Source organism: Glutamicibacter sp. AGC46, from assembly GCF_053543715.1.
Genome location: NZ_JBLVOJ010000025.1, coordinates 214,456 through 229,613, shown reverse-complemented (window position 1 = coordinate 229,613; position 15,158 = coordinate 214,456). Strand labels below are relative to the sequence as shown.

The window sequence follows — 15,158 nt, the reverse complement described above, 5'->3', positions numbered from 1 at the left end:
CGTGTTTAAAGTTGATGCGCAAAACATCTGGTGATGGCAAGATTAAATACATGCCTTCAGATAAACGCTACAAGTCCGCCACTGCCTTATTCCTGGGCGCAGCAGTATTCATCATCGTCGGCATCGTCGTGCTGTGGTGGGACAGTCAACAAGAAGTAGTTTTCTACTCTGGATCCTATGTACCGCTGGTCGAAGACTCTGAAATCTACTTTGGCCCGGGTCCCGCCGAAATTCTCGGTTGGGTGCTGGCTTTGCTCGGCGTTGGCGCGCTGGGGGTTGCCGGCGGCTTATCGCTTCGCCAGCTCGCTCGGTTCAAGGCCTGGTTCCTGATCGCCGGGCTGCTGTTGGCAGCAGGTGGCATCGGAGCACTGCTATGGGACTACAACCAGGTTCGAACCTTCGGCTGGTTCGCCTATGCCCCGCTGAGCGAAGCAGCATTCGTTCCTGACAGCGCAGCCCACGTCATGGGCGAGCTGGGACTTGTGGCAGGAACCCTGCTGGCCAGCAGCTACCTGGGGTTCCGGCTCGGGTCCAAGCCCAGCGGCTCAGCCATCCGCGGCTAAAACAGCGAGTTGCTGTGCGCCGCAATCAGCTCCGGCGAATTATTGCGCACATTGCCAACAGCGGTATCGACCTCATGCATGGTCCATTGGGAAGCCACATCGAAAGCTTCGGCGCGAATCTGCTCGATCAGCCCTTCACCGTCTTCCTCGGCAGGGTTCATCCACCGGCCCATCATCTCCTTGCCCAACGGAATGGGCAGGCGATCATGCAGGCCCGCAAGTTCGCCGAGCACCCCGGGCTCTTCCGCCGAAGGCGAATCCATGGTCATGATCGAGGTGGAAAGAATCCAGGACCCGTCCTGGTCCTTCCACCATTCGTAGAGGCCGGCGAAGAAGATCAGCTTTCCATCCTCGCGATGCACGTAGAAGGGGCGCTTTTTGCTGCCTTCCTTTTTCCATTCGTAATACCCTTCCACCGGGACGACGGCACGGCGCTTCTTCACCGCCGAACGGAAGGTCGGCTTGGTGCTGGCCGTCTCGCTGCGCGCATTGAAGGCGCGCACCCCGACCGCCAGCTCCTTGGCCCATCCTGGCACCAGCCCCCACCGTGCTACATGGATCTGGCGGTGCAGCTCATCGTCGATCAGCCGCTCGAGCACAACCGGCACGTCGGTAGTCGGAGCAACGTTCCAGGACTGGCGCAGTTCCAGATTGGCGTCCGCTTCCGCCTCGGCCTCTGCCACCAGATCGCCGATGGCTTTGGCCATCACATATCGTCCGCACATCGCCTACCCCTTAGAACCGGCATCAAGGAAAATCTGCTCCCCAGTCTAGCGAGCGGAGCAAAAGAATCCAGCGAACTTTTTCTACCCCTCCGGGAACAAAGTAAACATCATTGCCGTTACACCATGTATGAGCAACGAATTGAACCTTGACCAGTACGTTCCCGCTGCCGGCGGAGTCACCATGTTCACCACCAGCTGGTGCGGCTACTGCCGCAACCTCAAGCGCCTGATGGACCAGAAGGGTGTCGCATACACCGAGGTGAATATCGAAGAAGTCGAAGGCACCGCAGAGATCGTCGAGGCGTTCAACAACGGCAACCAAACCGTGCCAACCCTGATCTTCCCGGACGGCACCGCAGCCACCAACCCGCGCATTGACGAGGTTGTTGAGCGAGTCGGCGCCTAGATCCGGCCGCGAACCAAAATCGGCACCCGCATCGGGTGCCGATTCTTTTTTAAGCTGTGCTAGATGCCTTGCAGCGTGGCGTGCTCGCTATATTCGTCGAGCAGCGCTGAAATAAATGCTTCGGTGGTGACAGCGGCGAGCAGATCATTAGCCGCGCCTACCGTCGTGGGATCCATTGGAATGCCCATTGCTTGGTAGACCCCATCGAGGACTTGCCGCAATGGCGCGGAATCCTCGACAACAAAGACCGAAGAGAACAGCCATGCCCCGGAAACCACACGCTGAGCTGTGCCTACCAGCTTCACTGGATAGTTGCGCGGCGATTTCCCATCAGGGAGGCCATGCACCGAATGATCTCCCGGGCAATACTCCCCCGGGATTGGCCCGACTTGCGCATTCACGCCAAGGCGCTGGAAAGCGTTGGCATACACCCGCGCGAAGACCTCGAAGCGATTCTGCTGGCGCATCACCGCCTCGGCTTCGGGCTCAATATGATCAACGATCAATGTACCCCGGTGATACGCGGCGGCCCGGCCTCCAGCTTTGCGCACCAAAGGAGCAAAGCCTTGCTGCTGCGCTACGTCACGAGCCGCCTCATAGCCCTCTAGCCGCACATCGCGCTGGCCGAAGGCCAGGGTCGGGTCCGGACGATAGAGCCGTAGCAGCGCGCCGCTTTCGCCAGATTGGACGCTGCGCAGCAGTTGCACTCCACGTTCTAGGTCAGCAGCCGGGTCTCCGGTAGGATTTTCGATTTCCACAGATAACGGCGCATCTGACTGGGGGTTCCACAAACTCATAAATCTGAGTCTAATTCAGCAATTCGCTCCAGGCGGAGTAGATGTCACAGCATCCGATTGCCGATGGCCGAGGTTTCTGGGCCATAATAAAAGGCGTGCCAAATTCTTCTACCCCTGTCATCCTGATCGGCGGACCGTCCGGCTCCGGCAAGTCCTATCTCGCGTCGAAATTCGGCCGACCCCACCTGCCACTGGACGAGTTCTACCGCCAGATCAGCGAAGACGGGAATCCCGTTGATTTCCCCCGTACCGGTTACGGCGAAATCGATTGGGACAATTCGGCTACCTGGAATCAGGAAGCCGCACTGCAGGCTATCGATGATTTGCTCCACCACGGTACCACTCTGGTCCCCAACTACTCGATCACGACCTCGAGCTACAACGGGCATCGTGAAATCGCTTGCGCAGACGGGCCGATTGTCGCCGAAGGCATCTTCCTCTACGAAATCCTTGAGCCGCTGCGCGCCAAGGGCATTAACGTCCAAGCGTATTACGTCGACGAACCTGCATTGGTAACTGCTCTTCGACGGTTCGTGCGCGATGTAGCACAGCGCCGGAAACCGGTCCTGTTCTTGGTCAAGCGCGGCTATGCACTTTTCCGGGCCCACGGTGCAGACCGGGAAAAGTACCGCCAGCGCCAGTTCACGCTGAAGTCCAAGCCAGAGCTCAAGAAGCTGCTGGCCAAGCTTTCAACCGGCGCATCGAGCTAGCGCGAACGGACCGTCAGGATCTGTTCAGCACGGCCGAAAGGGCCTGCTTCATCGTGCAATACCGTTGAGGTCAGGCCGATGCCGTCTGTGCCGAAGCTCTGCTGGACATCCAGGCCCAGCCACTTGCCCTCGGGCTCGCGGTACATGTGGATCTGCAGATCCACGTTCGGGTAGATCCAGGTTCCTTCACCCGGATCCACGCGCGGCACCACACCGTTTGCCGTGTCGATCATTCCCACCAAGCTGGACAACGCTGTGGCGTCTCCTGTGTCGACGAGGTCATAAGGAGTACGCAGCCACGCAAAACCTCGACCCGGCCGCAGCTCATCATTGGCGCGCATGTCGATGGATTTGATGTAGCCGCCGGGCCACTGCTCACTGATTTCGCGCACCGCGCAGGCCTCTGGGCCTGGGATTTCCTTGTCTTCAACCCCTGCAACAGCACTGGTGTCACCCGTAATCACCCGCCACGCGCGCGCAACGATGCTGGTGCGGCCCTTGGCCGTCATTTCGGCCTCGATCAATTCGATCGTCCGGCCGGGACGGACCATTCGCGTTGAGATCTCGAATTCTCCGGCGTGAATAAGGCCATGGATCTCATAGCTGATCCGTGCGATGCGCATGTCTTCACGAGGCTGGAAATTTTCCAAGGCGTAGGCCAAGATTCCAGAGGCGGGACCCATGTGCTGCTCATGGGGATTCCACGCACCTTGGGAATGCCACGACGAGCGATAGCGGCCTTCACCGAGTGCTTCGAAATAGAAATCGCCATCAGCTAGGACCTGTTCAAGCTCCTCGTTGAGCTGGTGCGTCATCGTTGCCCTCCTGGCATCGCAGTGTTCAATACTCTGCCTTCAGGTTATCCAAGAGTAATTGGAATCACTAAACTAGCTGGCTGTGTCGTGCTCATGGGCTCGTTGGCCTGCATTATCCATGATTCCGAGCACCTCGGCAATGCCATTGACCGCCCACAGGGCATGAGGAGTCATTGTGTCGAACTGCGCAGATTGCCCCGCCTTCACGTGATAGGTGCGATCTCCTAGCTTTAGCTGGATTTCTCCGAGGAGCACTGTGAACCATTCCTTGCCCGGATGAATACGCAGCTCGGTGGGAGCAGGCGCCTGCGAAGGGTCGAAACGCATTTTCGACACATTCACCCCGTTAACTGCGTCATCGGTGGACAGCTTCCACATGGTTATCCCGGGCATCGAAATCGGCTCCGGGCGGATAATAATCTCGGCTTCAGAGGTCGATACGAGCTCATCCAAGCTGGTATTCAGTGCCTTGGCTATTGGAACCAGCTGGTCAAGAGCAATACGCCGGCCTCCCGTTTCAATCCTGCTGAGCGTGGAAACGCTCAGGGAAGCCTTGCTCGCCAACGATTCCAACGACCAGCCGAGGTTCTGCCGCAACGTTCTTATGCGCTGGCGGATAACTTGGTCAACTTCGAATTCTTGCGTCATGCGCAAAACGGTACACCCCACAGCGCAAAACGTCGATACCGTGGACACAACATCACAAATAGCAGGGAGAGGAATCATGGAACATTTCGAAGCGATCATTATCGGCGGCGGCAGTGCCGGGCTCGCGGCCGCAGTCGCATTGGGCCGCTCACGGCGCACTGTCCTGGTCATCGACGAGGGAAATCCGCGGAACGCGGCAGCGCAGCATGCCCACAACGTTCTGGGAAACGAAGGCATCAACCCGCTGGACCTCCTGGCCCGCGGACGGCAGGAAGCGATTAGCTATGGCGCGCGGATCATCGAAGGCGAGGTGGAGAACCTCACCGGTTCGCTGGACACCGGATTCAACGTCTCAGCTGCAGGGAATACCTTTAGCGCCGAACGAATCGTGCTGGCAACGGGCCTCATTGATGATTTGCCGTCGATTCCGGGGCTGGCCCAAGCATGGGGTGATACCGCGATCCATTGCGCATACTGCCACGGCTGGGAAGTGCGTGACCAGGAGATCCTGGTACTCGGAATCGGCCCCATGAGCACGCACCAAGCAATGATGTTCAGCCAGCTCAGCTCGAAGATCACCTTCGTCAACCACACCCCGGATGCATTGAACGATGAAAATCGCGCGACACTTGCCGCATTGGGAATACCGGTGGTTGAGCAGCCAGTGAAAGCAATCGATTTCGACACCCAGGGGACTCTGGATTCAGTCACGCTGGCAGACGGCCAGAAGATCAGCGCTCAAGCTCTGGTAGTTGCAAGCCGAATGAACGCACAAGCCTCGCTCTATCTCAAGCTCGGCGGACAGCTTGCCGAGCACCCGCTTGGCACCTTCATCCAGGTCAATGAAATGGGTGCCACAGCCCTGCCAGGGGTTTATGCGGCAGGGAATGCCAGCAACCTAGGCGCGATGGTCATGGCAGCAGCCGCAGCCGGAACGATCGCCGGAGCAGCCATAAATGCGGATCTGCTCGGAAATCAGCTAGCTAAGGTCCAGGCGCAAGCGAATCCGTAACTGCTGGCTCTACCCCTTCGGGCACCGGCCCAAACGGGGTAGAGCCAGGGCCGCAGGGTGAGCATGAAAATAGCCCGCATCAATTTTCCGGAAAAATAATATTTACTAAAACACTAGTCAACAGACAAATAACGAATGTCGATGCAACGATTTGCATTGCCAAAACGCCCAAGTATCACGCATCACGCCCCACGGACCAGCGATCAATGGTACGCTTGATTTGTTACCTCAACGGTTGCAGGTGTGAGTCCCCGCCAGTAATTGTTAGCAGTAGGATTTGTAGCACAGCCAACAAATCGTCTGTGCTTTACAAATCGGTTCATCGATCTTCAGATCGAATGAGCTCCTATCGAAACGAATTCTTCATCTTCTCTTCTTCACTGCAGATAAAACATCTCGACGACTCCGTACGTCACTTTTCTGTGGATTCCTTGTTCTACTCCGCTAGCGTGGGGTCATTACCCGTTAGCAGCCTGGAATCCGACGATGTTTAAGCAAGTGCAGCGACCCCCGTTTTGGCCGATACCGGCAAAATCAGTATTCGATTCTCCGTATCGACGGCAGGCGAATCGTTCTCGGCAGCTCTGCGCGAGGTAACCCCTAAATTTTCCGATTCGGAACTTCGGATCGGCAACCAGGCCACATCGTGGCCAATCAATAAATAAGGATATAACACTATGGCCACTGGCACCGTGAAATGGTTCAACGCTGAAAAGGGCTTCGGCTTCATCGCTCCTTCGGATGGATCGGCTGACGTCTTCGCACACTACAGCGCAATCCAGAGCTTCGGTTTCCGTAGCCTCGAAGAGGGCCAGACTGTTGAGTACACCCTGGAAGCTGGTCCAAAGGGCCCACAGGCAACCAACATCCAGGCTCGCTAAGAGACTTTCTTCAAAGGTGTAGTTCCCCGCAAGGTTGGAACTGCACCTTTGTTGCTTTTAACCGGTTCTTAGCTGCAGGCTTCGACCGGAGGTCGTTCGCGAAGAACCCCAACGCCAAGCAATCTACCTGGCAGTTCCGTCTGCTTCGGGGGCAAGCGGAAAGCAGCAACTATCGGCATCGGTAGCCGGAATTCAGCTCGGAATTCGACTATCAACTGCACGGGCTAGTAGATTGCGGAAACTCCACTGTGGCGCCACGGCAATGAATCGAAAAGGGAGCTGCATTCGCGACAGGTTAGGAACGGTTGCCGGCGATCCGTTGGAGACCGGACTACTTGCCTGGGTAACTTTGCTGAACCCGATTCTAAGAATTCGCCCACCAGTCCCAGTTCATCGAGCACGTGCAAAGTTGACGGACAGATGGTGCCACCGCGAAAGTCCCTGAGGAACTCACGGTGCTTTTCATGAACCGCTACTGGCACACCGCTGCGAGCAGCATTAAACCGGCGGCCATTCCAGCCGGCCCTCCCCCAACTTTGATTCACTGCCTTCTGCCTGCCATGAATATGCTCTCCTTCATTTGAAGTGCCTATTACCGAATTGGATTTGCACCCTACTCGTGAACAGTTCCAGCGCTATTAGACTTCATATTCACAGCGATCATGAACATCGCGAAAATCAACAGCACCACGGCCAGTCCGAGGAACCCTACAGCTGCCAAAATTGGGCCAGCGGTGAGACCGCCAAGCACACCAGCCAGATTCATGCAGAGGTCCGACGTGCCCTGCAACTTCGGACGTTCGGCAAGGCCAACTGATCCAGTAATCATCGTTGCGCCTGCAACCGTCGACGCCGACCAACCGAGGCCTAGGCTAAGCAACGCCAAAGTTGTCACGGTATGGTTCTCTGCATTGCTCCATACCAAGATGCTTGCGGTAACTAGCAACGCCTGCCCGGTAAAGATGACCGTTCGTGGACCTAGCATATCTGTGAGCCAGCCAAAGACTGGTGAGAGCGCATACATTCCCGCAACATGGACCGAAATGGTGATCCCGATGAGCGTGAGGCTTGCCCCTTGATGCTGCATGTGAATTGGAGTCATCGACATCATGGACACCATATAAAGATGAGTCAAGGCGACGGTAAGCACGGCATGCCTGGCAGCAGGAGTGTTTCTTAGGATGCTCCAGCCGCGGCGGCGAAGCTGAACCTCGCTCGCTTGGGCAGCCGCCTGACGCTGAGCGATCTGCAACGGATCGGGACGCAAGCCCAGCCAATAAACAAGAACCCCTACCAGCTGGGCGCACATCGCAATAAGAAAGCCGCCGGTAAACGGTGGAAGGCTAATGAACTGCGCTAGCTCTTCTCCAGGTTCAAATAAATTCGGGCCGATGACTGCACCCGCAGTTGTTGACCACACAACCAGGGAAAGGTCACGGCCTCGTGTAGCCGTGGTGGACAAGTCGGTGGCGGCGAATCGAGATTGGAGGTTCATTGCCGAACCTGTTCCCAGAACCAGCATTCCAAGCAGCAGCAACGGCCAGTATCTCAGAAAAGCTGCGGCAATGATGACGACAACACCGCTGGCTGCCAGCAATGCGCCGGTCGACAGCGAAATACGCCGGCCGAACTTCTGGGCAAGCAATGCCAAAGGCAACGCCATGATGGCAGCACCTAAAGTATTCATGGTCGCGGCCATGCCAGCCAATGCATCGAGTCCGGAAATGCTTACGATCAGCAGCGACCCCAAAGTCAGGGTTGCGCCACCGCCTAGACCTCCAAGAATTTGTCCCGCAGCGAGGACGAAAATCGACTTGCGTCGAATCCGCTGAATCTGCTGGTCATCCAATGAACGCTGTTCATCCGAAGTGGATTCGATCTGCACATTGACTCCCCCGCATTTATAGCTACCTGTACTGTCTAAGTATCTACTATTTATCTCCGAGCGTTGAGTGCGCCGCTGTGCATGACTATGGACCCACCGAAGCTGGGCTATAGCCGGAGTGGTCGCATCCCCATGAATTTCCAATTCAATGGGCTAGGTAACTCACCTTGATTGCGGATCCGCATCTTTCGACGCTCGAATAATACTGGCGTATCGCTCTGCCGGGTCAGCAGACAGTCCCACTTTAAGTTCACGGTTCACATCAACAGCGAACACCTCTGCGGCTCCGGATTGGAGTCCATCTCGCGGTCTTCAGACCCCAGTTTGGCTGAGCCGTCGGCGAAGGCGCAAAATTTCGGACCCGTATGTGAGATCGGTCCTTTCGAATAGGGCAACGGCGACGCATGCTTCTGTGGAAGCATACCGAGATTGCTATTACGCCTACTCAAGTTACTCGTTTTCACGAATCGCTGCCGTAGGCAGCTTACCTTTCGCTGCCTCAAGACCACTGCCTCCAAAGCTCAAAATACGTGCCTTGTCCGGCGCAGTCTCGATCGTTTCCATGACGTGCACCGCGAAGAGCGCCACTTGAGCTTCAAGTGGTTCGAGTTGAGGCCAGATCTCTTCGCCACCAGATTGAACCGCGTGATTGAGCACTTCTTCGAAAGTGCAGTCGAATGCGTATAGCTCTTGGGAGTCGGCATACCGCAAGAATACGTATCCATCTTCAGCAGGAGGCACAATAAAGACCTCGCCAAGCCCCGATAATTGGTGTTTCAATCGCTCCAGTTTGCCTGGCAAGCTAGGCATTTGGACCCCCATTCTTGCTTTGGCAGAGAACCATAATGATTCAGCGATCTGATTATTCGACCGCCGTGCTGAGGTCTCTCCCTTCTGCTTTTGTGGCCGAAGGAGTTTTTGCCTTAAGAGGCTGGACTCGCGTGGATGCTAGTCAAACCCCGTTGCTCACGATACCTGCGAAATCTCGCCATTTCGCGTTCATCTGCGGTTGCGGGCCAGGTTGCTTCCGCCCAAGCCATAATTCCCCGCGATCTGGCGGTTGTCCTTGTCTCGATGGGGATACTGCGAGAACGAACTCCAGATTTCATAACCGCTGCTCACCGCGCAAACGGGACATTTGTCCACGCACCGGGTTCGCACGTGATAACCATTGGCGTTTCCAACACCACAGGCTCCCCAAGATCTTGCTCGGTCCACCGCTGACGTACCGTTAGCCCAGCCGGATACGTCAACTTCGGAACAGCTTAAATGCCAGCAGGCCCGGACTCTGCATGAGTCCGGGCCTGCTGGCCATCACCAATTAGGCTGAAGATTTTCTAGATTAGAAATCCCAGTCTTCGTCTTCGGTGTTCACTGCCTTGCCGATCACGTACGACGAACCGGAACCGGAGAAGAAGTCGTGGTTCTCATCAGCGTTCGGGCTCAACGCAGCCAAAATCGCTGGCGACACATCGGTCACGGTCGATGGGAACATCGCCTCATAGCCCAGGTTCATCAGCGCCTTGTTGGCGTTGTAGTGCAAGAACTTCTTGACGTCCTCGGACAGGCCTACCGGATCATAGAGATCGTGGGTGTACTGGACTTCATTTTCGTACAGTTCATACATCAGCTCGAAGGTGTAGTCCTTCAGCTCCTGCTTGCGCTCCTCGGTCTCGTTTTCTAGACCCTTCTGGAACTTGTATCCGATGTAGTAACCGTGAACAGCTTCGTCGCGGATGATCAGGCGGATCAGGTCTGCAGTGTTGGTCAGCTTCGCATGCGAGGACCAGTGCATTGGCAGGTAGAAGCCCGAGTAGAACAAGAACGATTCGAGCAGGGTCGAAGCAATCTTGCGCTTCAGTGGATCTTCGCCGTGGTAGTAGCTCTCAATGATCTGAGCCTTCTTCTGCAGGTTCACATTTTCAGTGGACCAGCGGAAGGCTTCGTCGATTTCCTTGGTCGATGCCAAGGTCGAGAAGATCGAGGAGTAGCTCTTTGCGTGTACCGATTCCATGAAGGCAATGTTGGTGTACACGGCTTCTTCGTGTGGGGTGATCGCATCTGGAATCAGCGAAACAGCGCCAACGGTGCCCTGCAAGGTATCAAGCAGGGTCAGACCGGTGAAGACGCGCATGGTCAGCAGCTTCTCGTCTTCGGTCAGGGTTCCCCACGACTGGATGTCGTTGGACAGCGGCACCTTCTCCGGCAGCCAGAAGTTATTGACGAGGCGGTTCCAGACCTCTACGTCCTTGTCGTCCTGGATACGGTTCCAGTTGATTGCCTCAACCTTGTTGGTGAGCTGAATCTTCTCGGTCATTGCCCCTCATCGAAAAGCTAAATCGTATTAAGAACTTTGCTTACAACTCTACCGTTCTTTCGAACGCCGCCTGTACAGCAAGGCCCCAAGTTATTGTCAGATCGCTGACACGATCTGAGGTCGTTTTGATATGCAACAGCTGCCGTTGGACGAAACCATGCGGCAGCTGTTGCGTGATGCCATTGCCCGGCTAACCGGTCAATGGATCAAGGTCTTACAGTGCGCAGGAAACGCAGCCTTCAACCTCGGTGCCTTCCAGCGCAAGCTGGCGAAGGCGGATGTAGTACAGGCTCTTGATGCCCTTGCGCCATGCGTAGATCTGGGCCTTGTTGATGTCACGGGTGGTGACAGTGTCCTTGAAGAACAAGGTCAGCGACAGGCCCTGGTCTACGTGCTGGGTTGCGGCAGCGTAGGTGTCAATGATCTTCTCGTAGCCGATTTCGTAAGCGTCTTCGTAGAAGTCGATGTTCTCGTTGTTCATGTAAGGAGCCGGGTAGTAAACGCGGCCGATCTTACCTTCCTTGCGGATCTCGATCTTCGCTGCGACCGGGTGGATCGAGGAAGTCGAGTTGTTGATGTACGAGATCGAACCGGTGGGAGGAACTGCCTGCAAGTTCTGGTTGTAGATGCCGTGCTCCATGACAGAAGCCTTCAGCGCCTTCCAGTCTTCCTGGGTAGGAATCTGCATGCCGTCGAACAGTTCGCGCACGCGCTCGGTAGCTGGAACCCATTCCTGCTCGGTGTACTTGTCGAAGAATTCACCCGAGGCGTACTTCGAGTTCTCGAAGTTATCGAAGGTCTCGCCGCGCTCCATGGCGATCTTGTTCGATGCAGTCAGTGCATGGAACAGGATCGTGTAGAAGTAGATATTCGTGAAGTCGATGCCTTCTTCGGAGCCGTAGTAGATGTGCTCGCGGGCCAGGAAGCCGTGCAGGTTCATCTGGCCCAGGCCGATGGCGTGCGACTTGCTGTTGCCGTCAGCAATCGAAGGAACCGAGGCGATGTAGGACATGTCCGAGACTGCGCTCAGGGCACGGATGGCGATGTCTACCGAGGTAGCCAGATCCTTGCCGTCCATGGCCTTGGCGATGTTCATCGAACCGAGGTTGCAGGAGATGTCCTTGCCGACGGTCTTGTAGCTCAGGTCGTCAGAGAACTCCGAAGCGGAGGAAACCTGGAGGATTTCCGAGCACAGGTTCGACATGGTGATGCGGCCGGCAATTGGGTTGGCCTTGTTCACGGTGTCTTCGAACATGATGTACGGGTAACCGGACTCGAACTGGATCTCGGCCAGGGTCTGGAAGAACTCGCGGGCGCTGATCTTCGTCTTCTTGATCCGAGCGTCGTCTACCATCTCGTAGTACTTCTCGGTGACGGAGATTTCGCTGAACGGTACGCCATAGACGCGCTCGACGTCGTACGGGCTGAACAGGTACATATCTTCGTTCTTGCGAGCCAGCTCGAAGGTGACATCCGGAATAACAACACCCAAGGACAGGGTCTTGATACGGATCTTCTCATCAGCGTTTTCGCGCTTGGTGTCCAAGAAGCGGTAGATGTCCGGGTGGTGTGCGTTCAGGTAAACGGCACCTGCACCCTGGCGTGCACCGAGCTGGTTTGCATAGGAGAAGGAATCTTCAAGAAGCTTCATCACCGGGATGACGCCGGAAGACTGGTTCTCGATCTGCTTGATCGGCGCACCGTGCTCACGCAGGTTGGTCAGCGACAGGGCAACGCCACCTCCGCGCTTGGACAGCTGAAGCGACGAGTTGACTGCGCGGGCAATCGATTCCATGTTGTCTTCGATGCGCAGCAGGAAGCAGGAGACGAGTTCGCCACGCTGTGCCTTGCCGGCGTTCAGGAAGGTTGGGGTGGCAGGCTGGAAGCGGCCTTCGATGATTTCATCGACCAGGTGCATGGCCAGCTTTTCATCGCCACGTGCCAGGTGCAGGGCAACCATGCATACGCGATCTTCGTAGCGTTCCAGGTAGCGCTTGCCATCGAAGGTCTTCAGCGTGTACGAGGTGTAGAACTTGAAGGCGCCCAAGAAGGTTTCGAAACGGAACTTCTTGCCGAAGGCGTGCTTGAACAAATCCCGGATGAAGTTCATCGAGTACTGATCGAGGGTTTCACGCTCGTAGTACTCGTGCTTGACCAGATATTCAAGCTTCTCATCGAGGTCATGGAAGAACACGGTGTTGTTGTTCACGTGGTCCAAGAAGTACTGGCGAGCCGCGTAGCGGTCCACCTCAAACTGGATCTTTCCATCTGGTCCGTAAAGGTTCAGCATGGCGTTGAGGTCGTTGTAGCTCAAGCCCTGGAACTGGGCTGGGAGCTCCTTTGAGCTATTCATCGTTGCTGCCGGTTCTGCGACGCTGGTGTCCAAAAGGTTTCAAGCCCTTCTTTGACGTTGAGAACGTCTTCTGAGGTTCCCATAATTTCGAATGTGTAAAGCACGGGTACGTTGCATTTCTCGGCAATGCGTTTTGCCGCAATGCAGTAGTACTCGCCAAAGTTTGTGTTCCCTGCACCGATCACGCCGCGAAGATTCACGCGGTTCGCTTCATGCCGCAGGAACTTCATGATCTGCGGCATGATCGAGCGCTTGCCACGCTCTCCGCCATAAGTGGGTATGAGCAGCACGTATGGTGCAGTTGAGATCAGCTGTGGTTCGGTCGCATAGACCGGAATCCGTGCGGCATCCATCTCAAGTTTGTCCACGAAACGCTTGGTGTTCTCCGAAACAGATGAAAAATAGATCAGTTTCGAATCGGTGAGTTCCAGCGGTTCCTGGGCCTCAGCATGTTGCCTATCGGCAAGCGCTGCAGGTGACATTGCTTTTCGCCTCCACTACAAGCTAGCGGATGGAATTCTTGATTAGTTGGCTGGAGCCAGCAGCTCGATCTTGTCTGGGCGGAAGCCCGACCAGTGATCGTCATCGGTGATTACGACAGGTGCCTGCATGTAGCCCAAGCCACGAACGTGCTCCAAGGCTGCCGCATCCTGAGAGATGTCTACCTTGTTGTACTCGACACCCTTCTTATCCAGCGCGCGGTACGTAGCGTTGCACTGAACGCAGGAAGGCTTCGTGTAAACCGTGATGGCCATGTCCCTGATCCCCTTTAAAAAGTCTTTGTTTCGGCTAAGATCCCGGATTTTCGGAAAAGTCCTAGCCATCCTCTCGGATGCCTCAAAACCACTGTTTCGAGGTGCTTCTGGTGCGAGCCGCACCGACGGGTTCAATACTACATCTTGTGTTTGGCGGGTCAAGCGGCCACAACATGATGTATTACAAGTATGTCATTCATCCACGGCAACGTCCACAGGAACTGTGGATATTAACCCCCGTTTAAACCGCGATTTCTCGCGGACTCGAGACCTTTGTCCACAGGTTGGCAGAAGTCCGCTGTGGGTTAAAAATTCTTCTTGTGAGATGTTCGTCGGCGTGTTCTGCACCCTCCATGTAGTTCGGGGTACACGGTGTGCACCACTACATGTAGTGTCGCCCCTGGCACCCACAGTTTGGCCGACGCACGACCGGCTGTGGAGAACGCGCAGCAAGGGCAGCTGGCGATTTGCCAGCTGCCCTTGCAACGAAGCTCAGTGGCGACGCAGAAGCGACTTAGGCCGGGTAGGTGCGGGCACCGAAGATTCCCTGGCCTACACGCACGACGGTGGCCCCCTCGGCGATGGCCAGCTCGTAGTCTCCGCTCATGCCCATGGACAGGTGCTGGAAGCTTTCAGGAGCATCCTGCTGCAATTGGTCACGGGTTTCGCGCAGCAACGCAAAGCTGCCACGGATAGATGCTTCGTCCTTGGTATTTGCGGCCATGGTCATCAAGCCCACTGGCGTCAATCGATCCAGCGGCGCCAACCCGCCAAGCAAGTCCGCTGCCCCAGCAGCTTCGATGCCTGATTTGCTTTCCTCGCCGGAGGTATTGACCTGGATGAAGACTTCAAGCGTCCGATCCTCTGCCTCCAAACGGCGTTGCAGGGTCTGTGCCAGTTTCAGCGAGTCCAAGGCATGGAATTCATCAGCGAACTTCGCCACGAACTTCGCCTTGTTGGTCTGCAAGGGACCAATAATCGCATAACGCAGGTGCGGGAAATCCTCGCAGAAGTGCTCGTACTTGCCTTGGGCCTCTTGGACCTTATTTTCCCCCAGCGTGTCCACACCGGCAGCAATGGCCAATGCCAAGCGCTCGAAATCGATGGTTTTGGTGACCGGCAGCAGCCGAACCGAGCCAGCGTCGCGGCCGGCAGCCAGCGCCGCCGCGGCGATCTTCTGGTTGACAGCAGCCAGGTTGCGGGTGAAATCCTCGATGGTGGCCGCGTGGGTAGCGGCAGGTTGCGAAGCCAAAGCGCCAACTTTCTTGATGTCACAAACGTGTTGGGGGTG

Annotated in this window: 16 protein-coding genes; 5 read left to right on the top strand and 11 right to left on the bottom strand. The window is 56.2% G+C overall.

What is annotated here, in order from left to right; all coding sequences use genetic code 11:
- Positions 1-50: 50 nt before the first annotated feature.
- Positions 51-563: a hypothetical protein gene (locus ACNPM8_RS16055; RefSeq protein WP_448940196.1), complete on the top strand. Its 513-nt coding sequence runs from the start codon at positions 51-53 to the stop codon at positions 561-563.
- On the opposite strand, the gene ACNPM8_RS16050 is transcribed toward ACNPM8_RS16055, so the two are convergent.
- On the bottom strand, positions 560-1,288 hold the full coding sequence (locus ACNPM8_RS16050) for an SOS response-associated peptidase (RefSeq protein WP_332489397.1): 729 nt from the start codon (positions 1,286-1,288) through the stop codon (positions 560-562). The genes ACNPM8_RS16055 and ACNPM8_RS16050 overlap by 4 nt on opposite strands.
- A 127-nt stretch (positions 1,289-1,415) precedes the next feature.
- On the opposite strand from ACNPM8_RS16050, the gene ACNPM8_RS16045 reads away from it, so the two are divergent.
- On the top strand, positions 1,416-1,694 hold the full coding sequence (locus tag ACNPM8_RS16045) for a glutaredoxin domain-containing protein (protein WP_105661390.1): 279 nt from the start codon (positions 1,416-1,418) through the stop codon (positions 1,692-1,694).
- Between the two features lie 59 nt (positions 1,695-1,753).
- On the opposite strand, the gene ACNPM8_RS16040 is transcribed toward ACNPM8_RS16045, so the two are convergent.
- Entirely contained in the window at positions 1,754-2,491 is a 738-nt protein-coding gene (locus ACNPM8_RS16040; RefSeq protein ID WP_442904081.1) for a lipoyl protein ligase domain-containing protein, read from the bottom strand.
- 95 nt (positions 2,492-2,586) lie between these two features.
- Here ACNPM8_RS16040 and ACNPM8_RS16035 point away from each other — a divergent pair, with 95 nt between their 5' ends.
- Positions 2,587-3,201, top strand: coding sequence for a uridine kinase (locus tag ACNPM8_RS16035; protein ID WP_332727678.1), 615 nt, complete (start codon positions 2,587-2,589; stop codon positions 3,199-3,201).
- Here ACNPM8_RS16035 and ACNPM8_RS16030 read toward each other — a convergent pair.
- Together ACNPM8_RS16030 and ACNPM8_RS16025 are read right to left on the bottom strand one after the other, a co-directional pair.
- Entirely contained in the window at positions 3,198-4,016 is an 819-nt protein-coding gene (locus ACNPM8_RS16030; protein ID WP_448940195.1) for a thioesterase family protein, read from the bottom strand. The genes ACNPM8_RS16035 and ACNPM8_RS16030 overlap by 4 nt on opposite strands.
- 72 nt (positions 4,017-4,088) lie before the next feature.
- Positions 4,089-4,664: a helix-turn-helix domain-containing protein gene (locus tag ACNPM8_RS16025; RefSeq protein ID WP_105661566.1), complete on the bottom strand. Its 576-nt coding sequence runs from the start codon at positions 4,662-4,664 to the stop codon at positions 4,089-4,091.
- Between the two features lie 76 nt (positions 4,665-4,740).
- Here ACNPM8_RS16025 and ACNPM8_RS16020 point away from each other — a divergent pair, with 76 nt between their 5' ends.
- Complete coding sequence (locus tag ACNPM8_RS16020; RefSeq protein WP_448940194.1) at positions 4,741-5,676, top strand: NAD(P)/FAD-dependent oxidoreductase; 936 nt, start codon at positions 4,741-4,743, stop codon at positions 5,674-5,676.
- Between the two features lie 677 nt (positions 5,677-6,353).
- Positions 6,354-6,557: a cold-shock protein gene (locus ACNPM8_RS16015; RefSeq protein WP_013349123.1), complete on the top strand. Its 204-nt coding sequence runs from the start codon at positions 6,354-6,356 to the stop codon at positions 6,555-6,557.
- Between the two features lie 613 nt (positions 6,558-7,170).
- Here the strand turns inward: ACNPM8_RS16015 and ACNPM8_RS16010 are convergent.
- The 7 genes from ACNPM8_RS16010 to ACNPM8_RS15980 form a co-directional block, all read right to left on the bottom strand.
- On the bottom strand, positions 7,171-8,442 hold the full coding sequence (locus ACNPM8_RS16010) for an MFS transporter (protein WP_448940193.1): 1,272 nt from the start codon (positions 8,440-8,442) through the stop codon (positions 7,171-7,173).
- A 450-nt stretch (positions 8,443-8,892) separates the two neighbouring features.
- Complete coding sequence (locus tag ACNPM8_RS16005) at positions 8,893-9,252, bottom strand: hypothetical protein (RefSeq protein WP_146112901.1); 360 nt, start codon at positions 9,250-9,252, stop codon at positions 8,893-8,895.
- Positions 9,253-9,784: 532 nt separating this feature from the next.
- On the bottom strand, positions 9,785-10,759 hold the full coding sequence (gene nrdF, locus ACNPM8_RS16000; protein ID WP_105658533.1) for a class 1b ribonucleoside-diphosphate reductase subunit beta: 975 nt from the start codon (positions 10,757-10,759) through the stop codon (positions 9,785-9,787).
- Between the two features lie 214 nt (positions 10,760-10,973).
- On the bottom strand, positions 10,974-13,112 hold the full coding sequence (nrdE, locus tag ACNPM8_RS15995) for a class 1b ribonucleoside-diphosphate reductase subunit alpha (RefSeq protein ID WP_105661397.1): 2,139 nt from the start codon (positions 13,110-13,112) through the stop codon (positions 10,974-10,976).
- Entirely contained in the window at positions 13,109-13,594 is a 486-nt protein-coding gene (gene nrdI / locus ACNPM8_RS15990; RefSeq protein WP_105661398.1) for a class Ib ribonucleoside-diphosphate reductase assembly flavoprotein NrdI, read from the bottom strand. The genes nrdE and nrdI overlap by 4 nt, the downstream gene beginning before the upstream one ends.
- Before the next feature lie 42 nt (positions 13,595-13,636).
- Positions 13,637-13,867 carry a glutaredoxin-like protein NrdH gene (gene nrdH, locus ACNPM8_RS15985; RefSeq protein WP_013349130.1) on the bottom strand — a complete coding sequence of 77 codons (231 nt, stop codon included), beginning with the start codon at positions 13,865-13,867 and terminating at the stop codon, positions 13,637-13,639.
- Between the two features lie 514 nt (positions 13,868-14,381).
- Positions 14,382-15,119 carry a YggS family pyridoxal phosphate-dependent enzyme gene (locus tag ACNPM8_RS15980; RefSeq protein ID WP_105658530.1) on the bottom strand — a complete coding sequence of 246 codons (738 nt, stop codon included), beginning with the start codon at positions 15,117-15,119 and terminating at the stop codon, positions 14,382-14,384.
- Between the last annotated feature and the right edge of the window lie 39 nt (positions 15,120-15,158).

Excerpts from the sequence above, each read along its gene's own strand:
- ACNPM8_RS16055 (WP_448940196.1), top strand. The coding sequence starts at position 51 with ATGCCTTCAGATAAACGCTACAAGTCCGCCACTGCCTTATTCCTGGGC.
- ACNPM8_RS16050 (WP_332489397.1), bottom strand. The coding sequence starts at position 1,288 with ATGTGCGGACGATATGTGATGGCCAAAGCCATCGGCGATCTGGTGGCA.
- ACNPM8_RS16045 (WP_105661390.1), top strand. The coding sequence starts at position 1,416 with ATGAGCAACGAATTGAACCTTGACCAGTACGTTCCCGCTGCCGGCGGA.
- ACNPM8_RS16040 (WP_442904081.1), bottom strand. The coding sequence starts at position 2,491 with ATGAGTTTGTGGAACCCCCAGTCAGATGCGCCGTTATCTGTGGAAATC.
- ACNPM8_RS16030 (WP_448940195.1), bottom strand. The coding sequence starts at position 4,016 with ATGACGCACCAGCTCAACGAGGAGCTTGAACAGGTCCTAGCTGATGGC.
- ACNPM8_RS16025 (WP_105661566.1), bottom strand. The coding sequence starts at position 4,664 with ATGACGCAAGAATTCGAAGTTGACCAAGTTATCCGCCAGCGCATAAGA.
- ACNPM8_RS16020 (WP_448940194.1), top strand. The coding sequence starts at position 4,741 with ATGGAACATTTCGAAGCGATCATTATCGGCGGCGGCAGTGCCGGGCTC.
- ACNPM8_RS16015 (WP_013349123.1), top strand. The coding sequence starts at position 6,354 with ATGGCCACTGGCACCGTGAAATGGTTCAACGCTGAAAAGGGCTTCGGC.
- ACNPM8_RS16005 (WP_146112901.1), bottom strand. The coding sequence starts at position 9,252 with ATGCCTAGCTTGCCAGGCAAACTGGAGCGATTGAAACACCAATTATCG.
- nrdF (WP_105658533.1), bottom strand. The coding sequence starts at position 10,759 with ATGACCGAGAAGATTCAGCTCACCAACAAGGTTGAGGCAATCAACTGG.
- nrdE (WP_105661397.1), bottom strand. The coding sequence starts at position 13,112 with ATGAATAGCTCAAAGGAGCTCCCAGCCCAGTTCCAGGGCTTGAGCTAC.
- nrdI (WP_105661398.1), bottom strand. The coding sequence starts at position 13,594 with ATGTCACCTGCAGCGCTTGCCGATAGGCAACATGCTGAGGCCCAGGAA.
- nrdH (WP_013349130.1), bottom strand. The coding sequence starts at position 13,867 with ATGGCCATCACGGTTTACACGAAGCCTTCCTGCGTTCAGTGCAACGCT.